17 protein-coding genes are annotated in these 15,341 nt (G+C 39.3%); 8 read left to right on the top strand and 9 right to left on the bottom strand.

The window, feature by feature from the left end; translation table 11 throughout:
* Window positions 1-89: 89 nt before the first annotated feature.
* Window positions 90-1,526, top strand: coding sequence for a pyruvate kinase (gene pyk, locus EHQ70_RS11905; protein ID WP_135586671.1), 1,437 nt, complete (start codon window positions 90-92; stop codon window positions 1,524-1,526).
* On the opposite strand, the gene EHQ70_RS11900 is transcribed toward pyk, so the two are convergent.
* From EHQ70_RS11900 to EHQ70_RS11870, 7 genes are all read right to left on the bottom strand, one after another.
* A complete protein-coding gene (locus EHQ70_RS11900; RefSeq protein ID WP_135586669.1) occupies window positions 1,519-2,769 on the bottom strand; it encodes a BaiN/RdsA family NAD(P)/FAD-dependent oxidoreductase in 1,251 nt (416 codons plus the stop codon). The genes pyk and EHQ70_RS11900 overlap by 8 nt on opposite strands.
* A 3-nt stretch (window positions 2,770-2,772) precedes the next feature.
* Window positions 2,773-3,195: a VOC family protein gene (locus EHQ70_RS11895; protein ID WP_135586667.1), complete on the bottom strand. Its 423-nt coding sequence runs from the start codon at window positions 3,193-3,195 to the stop codon at window positions 2,773-2,775.
* 8 nt (window positions 3,196-3,203) lie between these two features.
* The gene (locus EHQ70_RS11890; protein WP_135586665.1) at window positions 3,204-4,388 is read right to left on the bottom strand and encodes a sterol desaturase family protein; all 1,185 of its coding nucleotides are present in this window, start codon (window positions 4,386-4,388) and stop codon (window positions 3,204-3,206) included.
* Between the two features lie 66 nt (window positions 4,389-4,454).
* Window positions 4,455-5,066, bottom strand: a complete 612-nt coding sequence (locus tag EHQ70_RS11885; RefSeq protein ID WP_135586663.1) for an ABC-type transport auxiliary lipoprotein, LBF_0736 family — start codon at window positions 5,064-5,066, stop codon at window positions 4,455-4,457.
* A 5-nt stretch (window positions 5,067-5,071) separates the two neighbouring features.
* Window positions 5,072-6,019, bottom strand: coding sequence for an MlaD family protein (locus tag EHQ70_RS11880; protein ID WP_135586661.1), 948 nt, complete (start codon window positions 6,017-6,019; stop codon window positions 5,072-5,074).
* Window positions 6,016-6,783, bottom strand: coding sequence for an ABC transporter ATP-binding protein (locus EHQ70_RS11875; protein ID WP_135586659.1), 768 nt, complete (start codon window positions 6,781-6,783; stop codon window positions 6,016-6,018). The genes EHQ70_RS11880 and EHQ70_RS11875 overlap by 4 nt, the downstream gene beginning before the upstream one ends.
* Window positions 6,780-7,904 (bottom strand): MlaE family ABC transporter permease, encoded by a 1,125-nt coding sequence (locus tag EHQ70_RS11870; protein WP_135586657.1) that lies wholly within the window; start codon window positions 7,902-7,904, stop codon window positions 6,780-6,782. The genes EHQ70_RS11875 and EHQ70_RS11870 overlap by 4 nt, the downstream gene beginning before the upstream one ends.
* A gap of 87 nt (window positions 7,905-7,991) precedes the next feature.
* On the opposite strand from EHQ70_RS11870, the gene EHQ70_RS11865 reads away from it, so the two are divergent.
* From EHQ70_RS11865 to fliE, 7 genes are all read left to right on the top strand, one after another.
* Complete coding sequence (locus tag EHQ70_RS11865; RefSeq protein ID WP_135586655.1) at window positions 7,992-9,080, top strand: helix-turn-helix domain-containing protein; 1,089 nt, start codon at window positions 7,992-7,994, stop codon at window positions 9,078-9,080.
* A gap of 112 nt (window positions 9,081-9,192) precedes the next feature.
* Window positions 9,193-10,047, top strand: a complete 855-nt coding sequence (locus EHQ70_RS11860; protein WP_135586653.1) for a sterol desaturase family protein — start codon at window positions 9,193-9,195, stop codon at window positions 10,045-10,047.
* Window positions 10,048-10,250: 203 nt separating this feature from the next.
* On the top strand, window positions 10,251-11,102 hold the full coding sequence (locus tag EHQ70_RS11855) for an SDR family NAD(P)-dependent oxidoreductase (RefSeq protein WP_135586651.1): 852 nt from the start codon (window positions 10,251-10,253) through the stop codon (window positions 11,100-11,102).
* A gap of 144 nt (window positions 11,103-11,246) precedes the next feature.
* On the top strand, window positions 11,247-12,230 hold the full coding sequence (locus EHQ70_RS11850; protein ID WP_135586649.1) for a DPP IV N-terminal domain-containing protein: 984 nt from the start codon (window positions 11,247-11,249) through the stop codon (window positions 12,228-12,230).
* A gap of 234 nt (window positions 12,231-12,464) precedes the next feature.
* Window positions 12,465-12,896 carry a flagellar basal body rod protein FlgB gene (gene flgB, locus EHQ70_RS11845; RefSeq protein ID WP_135586647.1) on the top strand — a complete coding sequence of 144 codons (432 nt, stop codon included), beginning with the start codon at window positions 12,465-12,467 and terminating at the stop codon, window positions 12,894-12,896.
* Between the two features lie 10 nt (window positions 12,897-12,906).
* Window positions 12,907-13,368 (top strand): flagellar basal body rod protein FlgC, encoded by a 462-nt coding sequence (flgC, locus tag EHQ70_RS11840; RefSeq protein ID WP_002975027.1) that lies wholly within the window; start codon window positions 12,907-12,909, stop codon window positions 13,366-13,368.
* A 102-nt stretch (window positions 13,369-13,470) separates the two neighbouring features.
* Window positions 13,471-13,836, top strand: a complete 366-nt coding sequence (fliE, locus tag EHQ70_RS11835; protein WP_135586645.1) for a flagellar hook-basal body complex protein FliE — start codon at window positions 13,471-13,473, stop codon at window positions 13,834-13,836.
* A 71-nt stretch (window positions 13,837-13,907) separates the two neighbouring features.
* Here the strand turns inward: fliE and EHQ70_RS11830 are convergent, their stop codons facing one another.
* On the bottom strand, window positions 13,908-14,378 hold the full coding sequence (locus EHQ70_RS11830) for a hypothetical protein (RefSeq protein WP_135586643.1): 471 nt from the start codon (window positions 14,376-14,378) through the stop codon (window positions 13,908-13,910).
* Window positions 14,379-14,406: 28 nt separating this feature from the next.
* Window positions 14,407-15,339 (bottom strand): MBL fold metallo-hydrolase, encoded by a 933-nt coding sequence (locus EHQ70_RS11825; RefSeq protein WP_135586641.1) that lies wholly within the window; start codon window positions 15,337-15,339, stop codon window positions 14,407-14,409.
* Between the last annotated feature and the right edge of the window lie 2 nt (window positions 15,340-15,341).

Below are 15,341 nucleotides of genomic sequence, written 5' to 3'. Positions count from 1 at the left end.
AAATGATATTTTTGCGAAAAATGACACAAGTCAATTCAATCCGTACAATTTACTTGCAGGAAAAATCAAAAAAGCTAAGAATAGGGCCTATGCCGGAAGACGACAAAATCCCAAACAAACGCACTAAAATTATCTGTACCATAGGCCCTGCATCTGCGAACCGTGAAACGATTCTAAAATTGATCTATTCAGGAATGGATTTGGCACGAATGAACTTCTCTCATTCCACCCATGACTACCACAAAGAGATCTTCGAACTGTTGCGGGAGTGTGAACAGGAATCCGGTAAATCCATTGGTATTCTTGCCGATTTACAAGGCCCGAAAATTAGAACAGGAAAACTAGGAACAGGTCCTTTAGAACTAAAAACCGGCGACCAAATCGCAATCAATAACAAGTCCGACTTCCTTGGAACCAGAGAAGAAATCGGTTGCACCTACCAGTATATTTTAAATGACATCGACGTAGGGCACAAACTTCTCATTGATGACGGCAAACTCTCGTTTGTTGTAAAATCCAAAACAAAAGAAAAAGCAGTTTTAGAAACCGTCATCGGAGGGACATTAAAAGACAACAAAGGAATCAATCTTCCGGGAACACCAATCTCTGCACCGGCTCTTTCCGAAAAGGACATCGAAGACTTACAATTTGCTTTATCACTCGGAGTTGATTACATAGCACTTTCATTTGTTAGACGAGCAAGTGATTTAGAGATGGCGAGACAATTTATGAAGGACAGTTACGCAGGTCTTATTGCAAAAATTGAACGACCTGAAGCCATTCAAAATATAGAAGAAATCATCGACAATTGTGATGGAATCATGATTGCTCGTGGTGACTTGGGTGTGGAATTAGACACACAATATGTTCCCATCATTCAAAAAGAAATGATCACAAAATTAAACCAACAAGGGAAACCAGTGATCACCGCCACACAAATGTTAGAGACAATGATTGACAATCCCCGTCCCACTCGGGCCGAAGCGAGTGATGTTGCCAATGCGGTTATGGATGGAACAGATGCGGTGATGTTGTCAGGGGAAACTGCTTCTGGAAAATTTCCTATCGAAACAGTTCGAACCATGACAAGTATCATCCAAGCAGCAGAAGAATCTGAAATTTACTTATCACACTTACGTAGTATGGATCGTTCGGAATTTGAAGTGGAACGAACAGCTCTCGGCAGTGCTGCAGAAGCCATTTCCAGATCCATCAACGCCAAAGCCATCATCAACTTTACAAGATCAGGATATTCATCACTTCTCTCATCTGAATTTCGTCCTTTGAAACCAATTTATTCTTTCACGCCATTTCTTGGAACAGCAAGAAAGATGCAATTGTACTGGGGTGTGGAAGCGTATGTGATGCCTATGATGGATAAGTTCCCCGATATGATTGCTTTTATGAGTAAAACATTAAAGTCGGAAGGAAAATTAAAATCAGGGGATACTGTTGTGATTCTTTCGGGAGCACCGGGATCAGTGGCACAAACAGTAGACTTTATCCAAATCCACAAACTCAAATAACAATTGTTTTTCGAATGCCCTGGGCTGCAATAAAAGCGGTAGTCCAGGCATTCTGAAAATTAAACCCACCTGTAATTCCGTCGACATCTATCACTTCTCCCGTAAAATAAAGACCAGGACAAGGTTTACTTTCCATAGTTTGGAATTGGATGTCTTTTCTGGAAACACCGCCTGCCGTTACAAATTCTTCCTTAAAAACACCTTTGGCAACCATTTGTAGTTTCATTTGTGTGAGAGAAAGAGAAAGACCTCGAATTTCTGACTTAGAAATATCGGAATAACGTTTGTTAGTTTGTATATTTGATTCTTTTAAAATCCAATCCCAAAACCGCGAAGGAAGTTTCCATTCTGGATCTGGGGACAATTTTTCCGCAGGTGTTTTTTCTTTTTTAGTTAAATAATTTTCTTCGATATATTGTGTTTTCTCTCCACCAATCCAGTTTATGGACAAATCAACCTTGTAATCCGCTTCAAATAAGGTTCGTGCTTCCCAAGCAGACAAACGCAGAGCAGCGGGACCACTGAGCCCCCAATGAGTGATGAGGATTGGGCCTTTTTGTGTTTTTCCTTTTGGTAATACTTTGATTTCCACATTGGGAACCACAAGGCCAGTGAGTTCCATAAGATCTGTGTTTTCCAAAGTTAAGGTAAATAAGGAAGGAACAGGAGGGATGATTTTATGTCCTAACTTTTCCAAAATACTCCAAATCTTACGATTGGAACCTGTGGCAAGGACTACGATATCGAAGGATTCTTCGACTCCCCCTTCCCATAAAACCCGGAATCCATTTGTTTGGTTGGATTGTAAATTTGAATAAATACCAACTAACCCTTGTTCGAAGTGAATTGGAATTTTTTTGGATTTTAACTCGTTTAAGAAACATTGGATGATGGTATCCGAACTATCTGTTGTTGGGAACATTCTCCCATCGGCTTCTGCTTTGAGTGTAACTCCTCTTTTTTGAAACCATTCGATTGTGTCTTTGGGACCAAAACTTTCAAAGGCCCAACGTAATTCTTTGTTTCCTCTGGGATACCGTTCAGAAAGAAGTTCGGGATCAAAAAGGTTATGGGTGACATTACACCGCCCTCCCCCAGAAATCCGAAGTTTAGAAAGTGGTTCTTTCGACTTTTCAAAGATTTGTATATCACATAACCCTTGTAATCCGTCATAAATTTGAAGTGCGGCAAAACAACCAGAAGCACCAGCGCCAATGATGGCAATTTTGGGTTTCTTTCGCAAGTCCTACCACTCACCTATACTTGGCATAGAGACCCAAGGTTCTAACAATGGTAAAGGTTTTCCTTTTTGTAAAAGTTCGATAGAAATTAAATCGGGAGACCGAATGAAAGCCATACGGCCGTCGCGAGGAGGACGATTGATGGTGACACCCATCTTTTGAATTTTTTCGCAGGTCTCATAAATATTATCTACTTCATAAGCCAAGTGACCAAAATTTCTTCCTGTCGTATAGGGTTCCGCTTGGTCCCAATTGTAAGTGAGTTCAACCTCAGGGGCATCCACTTCTCCAGTGGATAAAAATACCAATGTGAATTTTCCTTCTGGATGTTCGTTCCTTCTGGTAATTTGGAGTCCAAGGATATCCACAAAAAAATGGAGAGCCTTGTCTAAGTCTTTCACCCGAATCATTGTATGTAAATATTTCATATTTTCTACTATAAGAAAAAATAGACCAAAAGCACAAACCAAGAAATATATTTAGGGATCTCAAAACGAAGCCAATTTCTTTCGCCCTCTAGAAGTCTACCCAAGGAAACAAAGGATAAAACCAGTAGAAATAATACAGAAACAATTTCTCCAAGAGAAAACATATGCATTCGTTTCAAAAAATACAAAGTAAATGCTGTGGGAATAAGAAAAGATACAAATAGGTAAATTCTATACGAAAGATTTCCCGCCTTACGTCTATATTGTGATGCCATCGATTTTATCTCAATGTCCCATCTATGTTGGTTCAACCATACTTTTGGATCTCTCACTCCTCGATCCATTACGGATTGAAGGTCATCGGGCCTGACAGAAGGATATGAGAAAAAGGAAAGAATTCCCTGCCATTTGTATTTTGTTTTCCAAAGATCAGAAAACAAATCACGAAATACATGAATTTCAGCGGTCACAGGATCATAGGTATTCAATTGAGAAACAAGCCCATACCTTGGTTCTTTTTTTTCTTCTTGATAAGTTCCAAAGATACGATCCCAAAAAATAAACACTCCTCCATAATTTTTGTCTATGTATTCAGGATTCATAGCATGATGAACTCTGTGGTGAGAAGGAGTGACAAAGATAGATTCATACAAAGGTGAAAGTTTTCCAATGGCCCGGGTATGAACCCAAAATTGGTAGGTTCGATTGAGTGCATCAATGATCAAATACGATTCCACAGGGAATCCAAGTAATGCCAAAGGTAAATAAAATAGACCAATCCCAATGTTTCGCACAAAAGATTGCCGAAGGGCTACCGATAGATTGAACTCTTCACTTGAATGGTGTACTACGTGAGAGGCCCACAAAACTTTGATTTCGTGGCTGTACCGATGTGCCCAATAAAATAAAAAATCGAGTAAAACAAATAAAACAATCCAATGTAAAGCCGAAGAAGGTGATAAAAAAATCTTGGTTAGAAAAGAAACACCCCAAGAGAGTTTGTATAATTCGCTATAAACAAAAACCAAACCAAGTAAAATCAGACCATCAAAGATTCGACTGAGGACACCTAAACTAAGATCGGCGAGAGAATCCTCGTAAAAATAATGATCCTTTTTTTTAAAACGATTATAAAGAATCTCAAGTAACATTAGAAGAATATAAAAAGGTGCGATAGATTCAATCAGTCTCATAGTTCATCCTTTAAGTTCTAATGATTCATTCTGATTTCAGTCGAAAAGCAACCTCGTTTCTAAAAACTATTTCAGTTTTTGACTCAAATCCAAATTCAATTCATTGAATGTATTGGTGAGTCCCAAATTCCATCCAAGAACCAAAGCTTCCGGTTCTTTTTTTTCGATGGTTTGGATTTGTTTGTATGTTTTGCGAAAAACTGGTGTGGAAATGGAATCTTTATCTTCATAAACGACCACTTCAAATTCGATGACCGCTTTTGGTTCCTTGGTCCGGAAATCTCCATACATCTGAGAGAGATTGAGTTCAATGAAATGAGTGACTGCAACTCTAGTGTGCATACTTGCATCCCATTCAAAGTTCCCCGACTTAAGTAACGAACGAACCAATTCTTCTTTGAAATTATGCGAAGGAGGGATAAAAAATCCATTATAATAATCGGATTCATAGACCGCGTTCTCTTTACGATAAACAAACTCTTTCCCTTCGAATCTTTGGGAAATAAAAACCTTTCTAACAACAAAAGTTCTAGGTTTTGGAACAGAATACAATTGTTTGGTGTCCCCAGTTTCAATTAGGTAAAATCTCTTTTCAGGAAATGTTTTACTAACACCAAAACATTGGCTAAGAAAAAAAACTAGGCCAGTTAAAAGTATCAAACGAATTGGTGTTTTCATGATTGTTATTTCCAGAGTTTAGACTTGTTTGGTGCTTCTCCGAAGAGAAACTGAGATGGATATTTTTTAGCATTGGCTGTGACTTCTTTTAAATCTTCGGAAGCAATTCGTAAATTTTCAATGGAAGTGGAGATATCACCTTGATTCGAAGCAAGAAGTGTATCGAGTCTTTTTAATGTTGTTTGTAACTGAGTGACAGAGGCATCTAATTTTTTAGGTAAACCTTGCGTTTCCGGACTTGCGATGAGAGCCTTAACTTCAGTATTTGTTTTTCTTAGATCTACGAGAAGACCCGTGGACTCGCGAGCCAAATCTCCTAGTTTTGCTTCTTGGATGGTTTGATTTAAGTTACGAATGAGTTCTCCCACTCCCAAAAGGATTTTATCCACATCTGCTTTTTCTACTTTATCAAAAAACTTATCAACAGTTGCAGTGAATCTAGAGATGGTGCTTGGTGCCGAAGGAATATAAATTGTTTTTGGTTCCCATTCAATAGACAAAGGAGGATTTTTTTCTGGGTTTAAATAATCCACTTCTAAATATGCCGTTCCCGTTAATCCTTGTGAGGCGAGACGAACACGAAGCCCACTTTGGATCATTCTTTGGACAGTTTTCTTTAAATCATTCCCATAAACACCTTTCACAAAATCAGGGACAGACATTTTGATGAGAACGTATCTTCCATACCGAAGTTCGGTATCTTCTGTAAGTTTGTCTGAATATTCATTTTGAACAAAAGTGATTTCTTGGACGGTTCCTACTTTTACCCCACGGTGTTTGACGGGAGATCCAATGTCTAATCCTTGTACAGATTCATCAAAATAGGTTTCTAAACTAACAGATCTTTGGAAAATATTTCCAGCTGTGAACACAATCAAAAACAAAATGAGTGTGAAAAAACTCACCAAAACAAAAATCCCAACTTTAAAATAAATTTTATTGGATTGGTTCATAACGGGGAACTCTCCTGTGGAATACGATTAAAGAATTGTTTTACAAATGGGTTTTTAGATTTTTCCTTCAGGTCTTTTGGTTTCCCTTCAGCAATGATTCCTTTTGTGGCTTTATCCAAAACGATCACACGATCTGCCATTGTAAAAACAGAAGGTAATTCATGGGTTACAATCACAAAGGTAACACCCAAAGTTCTCGACAAACGGATGATTAGGTGATCTAACTCCACACTGGTAATGGGATCGAGTCCTGCACTTGGTTCATCTAAAAATAAAATTTCAGGATCCATCGCCATGGCCCGAGCAATGGCGGCACGTTTTTTCATACCACCAGAAAGTTCGGCGGGATAAAGATGAGCAAAAGGAAACAATCCCACCATTTTCAATTTGGTCATAGCAATTTCATTCATGATAGGTAATGGGAGTTCCGTGAACTCTTCCAAAGGCAACCGAACATTTTCCAATAAAGACATGGAACCAAATAAAGCACTTTGTTGGTACATCACTCCGATGCGATTCCAAATTTGTATTTTTTTCTTTCCTTCTGCAATGACGATATCACTTTCATCAATCCATATACGGCCGCTAAACGGGGATGTTAATCCAATCATATTTTTAAGAACTGTAGACTTTCCACAACCAGACCCACCCAGGATTCCAAAAATTTCTCCTCGATTGACTTCAAAAGAAATATTTTCCATAACCACAGTATGGCCATATCCCGTTGTTAGATGTTCTACTCGAATGATTGGGTTATCTTTCATATTTTTAGATAAAAATATAAGACGGAAAAAATTCCATCAAGTATGGATACAAGAATGATAGATCCAACCACAGCGGAGGTGGTTGATTCCCCAACAGCACCGGCTCCCGATGCTGTTTTTAAACCTCGGTAACAACCGATAGAAGCAATGATCATTCCAAAAAAATAGGATTTTAAAAGCCCACCTAAGATATCAGAAAGTCCCACCGCAAGATTCACTTGGTTGATAAAAGTGACAAGAGGAAATCCAAAGCTGATTAGTACAACTGCCCCACCAATCAGTCCAAAAAAATTAAAAACAATCGTTAGGAGTGGAGTCATAATGAGAGAGGCCACCAAACGAGGGATAATGAGAAATTGAACGGGCGGAAGTCCCATTGTTGTGAGTGCGTCGATCTCTTCAGAAACTTTCATGGTTCCGAGTTCCGCCGCAAAGGCAGATCCTGACCTTCCTGATAAAATAAAAGCAGTCATGAGCGGCCCAAGTTCTCGGAATAAAGATAAACCCACAAGGTTTGCGACAAAAATCTCTGCCCCAAACCGACGCATAGGAATGGCAGATTGGAAAGACATAATGAGTCCAAGTAAAAACCCAATCATGGCGATGATGGGGAATGCATTCACCCCCATCGATTCAGCGACACGAAATGTATCCATCCATCGGATTTTAGAAGGATGTAAAAAAGAACGCCAAAAAGAAACAGTAAGTTCCCCTGTAAAAGTAATCAGGTATTTAAACTCTAACAACGAGTCGATGGTAAGTTTTCCGATTTTTTCGGATCTTCGAAGGGAGTTCGCAAGAGTGTCTTTATTCTTTTTGCTATCATCCTCAGAAACGCTCAATCGATATTTAAACTTTTCGTCTAATCCAAGTAATACGAATTGGATCCTTTTTTTTTCGCATTCTAAACGAATTAACTTTAAAAAAGAAATTCCGGATGAATCTGATTCTTCTAAATGATTAGCAAGGACTGTGACTTTACGTGGTGGGCTTTTTTTTAAAATTTCGGAAAAGGCTGTCCAATCTTTACCAGTTTCGCTGGCAGTAAGAGTCGCTGGGAGGTGGATTTCTAAGGTGCTACCTTCCCACAAAAAGGAGGATTGTCGATGAATGGTATCCACGTTTCAAACGTAATTCTAATTCAGAACGAACCCGAGGCAAGTGATTTTATTTTACAATCCAATCGATTGATTAAAAGATGAACATCGATGTGGAATTTAACCAGTCCCCTGATTGCCTTTTCTGCTGGGCTTTCCCTCCTCTTCGCTTGGGGAGAGTTCCTAAGAAAAAATACAACAGGCCAAACCAAAATCCAAGGAATGTTATTTCTTTTTGCCTCTTTGTTCCAGGCTCATACTTTTTTTACCGCCACAGGCCTTTACCAATCCTTCCCACATTTTTATTTGGTGCATTTACCTTTCACTGCTTGTATTGGAGCCCTTCTCAAACGATATTTTTCTGAACTCTGGGATGAAAGTCCGAACAAAAACAAGTTTTCCTTTTGGGAACTTGTTCCCGCAGGCATTGTCACTGCCCTAATGATGCCTTTTTATATTTCGTCCGCCGAAAATAAAATCGCCATCCATTCGAAATATTTGGCAGAAGGAGTTCCCTTTCTATTTCAAATGACCATTCTGATTGCCGTTTCACCCATATTTTATGCGGCTTTTTACGTTTTTATAAATATGGTGAAATACATTCGTTTCGAAAGTTTCAAAAAATCGGCTCATCTTCGTTTGGTGGGAATTGTTGTAAGCATTGGAACCTTTGCAAGTTTAGTAGGGATTTATACTTTATTTTTCCACCAAAGACATGGATTGGAAATTGTATCAACTCTCATCGCCTTACTCCTCATTGGTGTTTACTTGCTTAGGCAAAAAAGTCCTGAACTTTGGGGAGAAGTGCAAAGGATTGTGATTGAGGAAAAAAAATACCAAACTTCTCAACTAGGTGGATTCGACTTAGAAACTCTACAGAACAGGCTCAAACACTTAATGGAGGAAGAAAAAATCTACCGCGATGAAAACATCAACTTAGAGAAGTTAGCCAAAGAAATGGACCTTTCCGAACACCAACTTTCCGAGTATTTGAATCTACACCAAAAGAAAAATTTCTTTCAGTTTGTGAACCATTACCGCATCCGAGAAACAAAAGAGCTTTTTTCACTACATCCAGAGAGGAATATCCTCACCATTGCCTACGATGTTGGTTTTCCTTCCAAATCCACATTTTACGACGCCTTCAAACGTGAGGTAGGGACAAGTCCTAGTGAGTTCCGAAAGTCATTAAAAGTATGATCCGAATGGACCCACTCGGAATCTTTTTTTATTCCGGCTTTACCGATCCGGTCGATTTGGTTTTCCATTTTTGTTAGAATGGATTCAACCTCATTCAGTTTAGGAGAGTTCTATGTTTGGTGGACCAGTTCAGTGTGAATTAGTTTTAGATTGTATAACCAAAATTGGTTTTGCACAAGGGATATTGAATTTCCTGCGTTATTACCCCATTGCAGGTTTGGCATTTCTTTTATTCTATGTTTGGCGAAAGGATTTTTTTGAATCTTATCGCATCCAAAAAGTATATCCAAAAGCAGAGAAGGTTTGGAAGGAGTTTCGCCAGTCAGCAGTCACACTCGTTGTTTTTACTTTAGTTGCTGTGACTAACATCACATTGATGAAAGCAAAAATTGTTCCGAGTGCTGTATACTTCGGACCTGTTTCAGGACTTTCTGGGATTGGATACATTTTCCTTAGTTTCCTTCTGATCACAATTTGGCATGAAACTTGGTTCTATTGGATGCACAGGTTTGCTCACTTGAAAAAAGTTTATCCTCATGTACATTCAGAACATCATCAATCTGTGAACCCGTCCCCACTGGCTGCCTACAGATTCCAAGCAACAGAAGCATTTTTAGAAGCAGTTTACATTGTTCCTTTTGTTATGTTTGTTCCGATTCATTTTTATGTTTTGATCTTCCATACTTTTTATGCGATGGTTCTGAATATTTGGTGGCATTTAGGATACGAGTTTTTTCCAAAAGGTTGGGCATCACACTCCATCACCAAGTGGATCAATACCTCCACTCACCACAACTTACACCATCAAAAATTCCAAGGGAACTACTCTCTCTACTTTAATGTTTGGGACAGGTTGATGGGAACTAATTTCCCTAATTACGAAACATACTTCGACCAAGTGACGGAAGAAAGAGATAGGAAACTGGAATCAAAAAAAGAAAAAGAAGCAGAACTCTTAGTTTCTTAAAAATAGAAAGGGTTATATGCGAATTACAGATATAACCCTTTTATGCAAGATCACATATTCATTTTTTTTAGATTCATTCTGAGAAGGTTATCTAGAAAAATTCTAATTCTCCTAATAAAGAAACAAAATCCCCTATTGGTTCCTTTTGATTAACCAGTTGACCAATTCCCCTAGTATGACCTAACAGATACAAGGGGAAAGTTATGGTTTATGATATTAGAGATAAAGTAATTCTAATTACAGGTGCTGCTGGCGGAATTGGAGCTGCTTGTGCCAGAGAATTGTATGCAAATGGCGCCAACCTTGTATTAACCGATATATCTCAAAAATCATTGGATTCATTGGCATCTGAGTTTTCAAAAGAACGAGTTCTCGCAAAAGCAATGGATGTAACCAATTGGGATTCCATAAAAAATATAATCAAACTTACTGTTGCCACCTTTGGAAAACTTGATATTGTTTTTGCCAATGCGGGAATCTCCTGGAAAGAATCGGCCTATACTGTTTTTAATTGCGATGAATCTGAATTTGAAAAGATCATAGACGTAGACTTACTCGGTGTTTGGCGCACCATCAAAAGTTCTTTGTCAGAGGTTGTAAAAAACAAAGGGCAAGTGGTCGTTACCTCTTCGATCTATGCATTTACAAATGGGATGTGTAATGCACCCTATGCCACCTCCAAAGCAGGGATTGAAATGTTATCGCGTTCCCTTCGAGCGGAACTCTCGGGCAAAGGTGCCAGTGCTAGCGTATTGTATCCTGGTTGGATTACGACACCGCTCACCGATGGTGTTTTTGGAGGAGACAGTTTAACAACAGAAATGCGAGAAATTGGATTTCCACCTTTCCTAAGAAAGGCAATTTCTCCTGAAAAGGTAGCGACTGCCCTTATCAAAGGATTAACTCAGAGAAAACCAAGAATCATTGTACCGACTCGTTGGGTTCCCATCCAACTATTCCGAGGGATTGTTGGGATTTTTTCTGACTGGCTTCTCGCCAATCATACTCGCATCCAATCCTTAGTTCTGGAGTTGGAGAGTAGGACTAGGAAATGATGAATGAATACAAATAAGAAAATAACCTAATTCCAGAATGTTCCCTTAAATCCTCTCAGTTTACAGATCACCTAAACGCAACAAAATTGCATTTAGTTATTGCAACTTAATTGCGTTTATGAATATTGGCAGACGGAGGACTTTATGTTTAAATGTTTTTTGTGTTTTTTTTTGTTATTTGGCGTTGTTCGGTGTGGGACTGAAAAAAATGAAGAGGTGAATGATTTCTTCTTAGGATTAGCTCTTCATTCTGCTTTTTCCAATCATGGAACAATCGCCTTTGCTTTCGATCCAGATAAAGATGATGAAATTTATCTTTATGGCATAAAAGAAAATCGAACTATCAATGTAACAGAAAATGTTGGGAGAGATTTAGCTCCAAGATGGAGTCCCACAGGTGAAAGCCTTGCTTTCAATAGTCGCCGGACCGTCCACGGACACACACGACCAGAAATCTATACTATGGACTTTCCATCTCGCACAGTGCGACGTGTGACAAATACTCCTGCTCCCGACGAAAACCAACGTGCCGCTTGGTTCCCAGATTCAACGGCAATCGTGTTTCAACGAGGAACTTATTTTGCACCTTCCAAACTTAGATTGATGAAACATGATTTGAATACCGGATCTGAAACGACTCTCTATGAAGCAGGCGATAAATTACACGCTGCTCCCGGAATATCACCTAACGGAATGAATATGGTATTTCAATCGAATCAAGATTTTGCTGGAACCTTTCCCTCTCGATTGTACATGATGAATTTATCCAATTCCCAAATTTCAAACTTTGTGCATCCTAGTGTGGACTTAGGATCCGATGCCGATCCCAAGTGGTCACCTGATGGTAAATGGATTACTTTTACTTCTGCAAGAAACGGTGAAGGTGAATACAGTCATCTCTATATTGCAAATGTCGAAACGAATGAAGTTTCACAAATTACCTTTGGAAATTATAATGATTCGGCACCAGACTTTTCACCCAATGGAAAAGAGATTGTGTTCCAATCCAATCGATTTACTGAATTTGGCTTACATATCGTTTCTTTGGACTCGAAAGCAGTTCGTTACATCCGAGCCGGAAGAACCCCTGTTTGGTCGAAAAAATCTCTCCAAGAACTCGGATTTTAATTCCATTGCCTGCGGCAGGGATCGAGCGGAAATCCCTCCCCGAATTCAACTTATGGTTTTGCTCGGGCAAGGAAAACTTGGGGAGGATTGGAGGGAGAGCCCGACCCTTCCTGCTTCTCAGTTTGGTTTCAGAAGTGATTGGGGCAGCCCCAAAAAAAATCATTAACAAGCGACATAAAATGCTTTAGGGGGAAGAAAAACCGACCGAAGGGGAATGTAGAGAGGAAGAGAAATATGTTTGAAGCAACACATTTCATGAAAACTCAAGACCTTTTGGAGCGTGGCCTTGGGGCAGCGAGCCAAAGGCGTAAAGTGATTACTGATAATATCGCCAATGCAGACGTTCCCAATTTTAAACGTTCGGAAGTGGTGTTTGAATCGATGCTGAAACGTGCCATCGAATCAGAAAAAATTGAAAAGGACAAAGCGGTTCCGACTAAAATCACGAACGATCGTCATATTGAATTCTTTAAACCTCTAGATTACAGGGACGCCAAACCCAAAACCAATTTGGATTATCTCACAACGATGAGACCCGATGGGAACAACGTAGACATTGAAAAAGAAGTGGTGGAAGCCAATCAAAATCAAATGAGTTACAGCCTTATGATTGATCGACTCAACCAAAACAACCGCCTTCTCAACATTGTGATGAGAACCAACTAAGGAGTAAGTTATGGGAATGTTTGATTCGATTAATATATCTGCCACTGGCCTTTCTGCCCAAAGACTCCGAATGGATGTTATCTCGAATAACATTGCTAACTCGACAACCACGAGAAATACCAATGGAGATGGTCCTTTTAGACGTGACCGCGTCATCCTAACACCGATTAACTTACGAACCAATTGGAAAAGCCCTGTGTATCCTTTTGGGGTCGCTCCTGGCGAAGGCAAAGGGGTTAAGGTAATGAAAATCGAAAAGGATATGAGTCCTTTACGACTCACTTACGATCCAACCCATCCCGATGCCATCCAAACTGGCCCCAAAAAAGGATATGTGGAACTTCCGAACATCAACATTGTTACGGAGATGACAGATATGATTTCCGCTTCTCGCTCTTATGAGGCCAATGTCCAGCTCATCAACGGATCCAAAGCCATGATGAATAAGGCAATGGAAATCGGTCGGGCGTAAAACCCGGCCAAATCCCTCGTGATTTTCCCTTTTTTTAATGTGACATAATTTTTTTCTTTAGGTTTTCTGAATTTGGTCGATGTTTAGAGTGAGGAAAGACCCATGTCCATTGATCGTATTTCAAACATCAGTTCCCAAACTTACAAACCACATTCCCTACTCCCACAAGGTGATAAGGTAGGAATCTTTCGCTCCAATGAACGTCATTACGGCAAAACAAATGAAGCCAAATCTCCGGATGAAGTGGCTGGAACTTTTGGAGATGCTTTAAAGAAAGCCTTCGAACAAGTGAATGACCAACAAGTAGAAGCAGATGAATTAACACAAAAAATTGTTTTTGATCCAAACTCAGTGGAACTTCATGACGTGATGATTGCGGCAGAGAAGGCTCGGATCTCTTTGACATTTGCAAAAACAATGTCCGATGGATTTGTAAGAGCTTACCGAGAACTCACAACTCTTAGATAAAACTTAAATCATTAAACCAGTTTGTTTCAACGGATCAGTTACCTTTGAAACGAACTGGTTCCTTTAGTGAACTATGGCCTGGGACGACCAAACACACGTTCTACGGCCTCATATTTAATTTCGATTTTGTCATTAGGCCCCACTCGAAGTCCGCGTTTCATCTGCACTCCATCCACCCTTTCCTCATTCACATAAACCACCCAACCCTCTGACCAAGAATTTGATTTCCCATTCACTTCCATAATTTCTTCCGTTCTATTGGTAGAAATAAATCGCATGGATGGATCTTCTTTTCTAGATAACTCAGCAAGGATCAAGAGTAAGTCTTTCGATTCAAATAAAGAAGAAGGAATGAATTTTATTTCCTCATACTCATCGGATATAAAATGAATTTGGATTTGGGGTTCCTTGGACTTTTTGGATTTTGAAGGTAAAGAACATTGAGAGAGTAATAAAAATAGAAATAATACTTGGTTTAATAAAATGAATCGTAGTAAAAAATTCCTCCAGCGATTCCTCGGTTTATATAAATTCTGATTCATTTAATTGAGTTTATGTTTACGTTGGTATTTATACTTTTGGTTGTTTCTTTTCAAAGGCATAAACCAACCCTTGTGCATTCAAATTCACATCCAGATGTAATAACTTCCAATCCGTTTCTGTCAGAGTGATAGAATTTTTGTTTGCTAAAGTTTGGATCATTGTTTCCACCTTGGTCTCCATAAAAGACAAACGTTTTTCTTTTGGCACCGCATCCAACATCGCGATTGCTTCGCTGCATAAACCAAGGCCAATTTTTAAATCCTCTGCATTTTTCTTTAAATCACCAATGGGACCAAAATGAGTGAGATAAGCAACTTCGGCTCCCGTTTCCAAAATCCGATCGAGTGAATGAACCGCTTCCATAGCATCAAAGTCAGTTGGTGTTGTCGTAGGGAAAATAAATCGTTTTCCATTTTCTAAATGAGGGTATGAAATTCCAAAGGAATCACCTGTATAAATTCCATTTGTTTTTTTATCATAGATACAAAAGTGATGGTTCGCATGTCCTTTGGTGTAGATAAACTGAAAAGAATGGCCTTTCCAACTCAGCCATTCTCCATCTTCCATCACACGAACTTTATCTTTGGGGATGGGTTTGATTTCACCATACAAAGAATCAAAATTTTCTTTTCCATAAACAGAGGTGGCACTTTTAATGAGTAATCTTGGATCTATCAAGTGTTTGGCGGTTTTGGGATGTGCGAGAAGTATTGCATTTGGACAAGCTTCGAGTAGAGCCCAAGCTCCACCCGCATGGTCTAGGTGCACATGGGTCACAATCACATAGTCCAAATTTTCTGGTTTGATTCCTTCAGACTCCATAACTTTTAGAATCTTGGGAATGGCATAGGTAGTATTGGTTTCGACAACAACCCCATGGCCCTCTTCTTCTAAAAGATAGGCCGAAGCCACTTGAGAGAAGTTGGCATATTCGGTATCAATGGTAAGCACTTTGCCCATAC

Source organism: Leptospira congkakensis, from assembly GCF_004770265.1.
GTDB lineage: Bacteria > Spirochaetota > Leptospiria > Leptospirales > Leptospiraceae > Leptospira_A > Leptospira_A congkakensis.
Note: the sequence above shows the minus strand (reverse complement) of the source record. Positions and strands in the feature narration are given on the sequence as shown.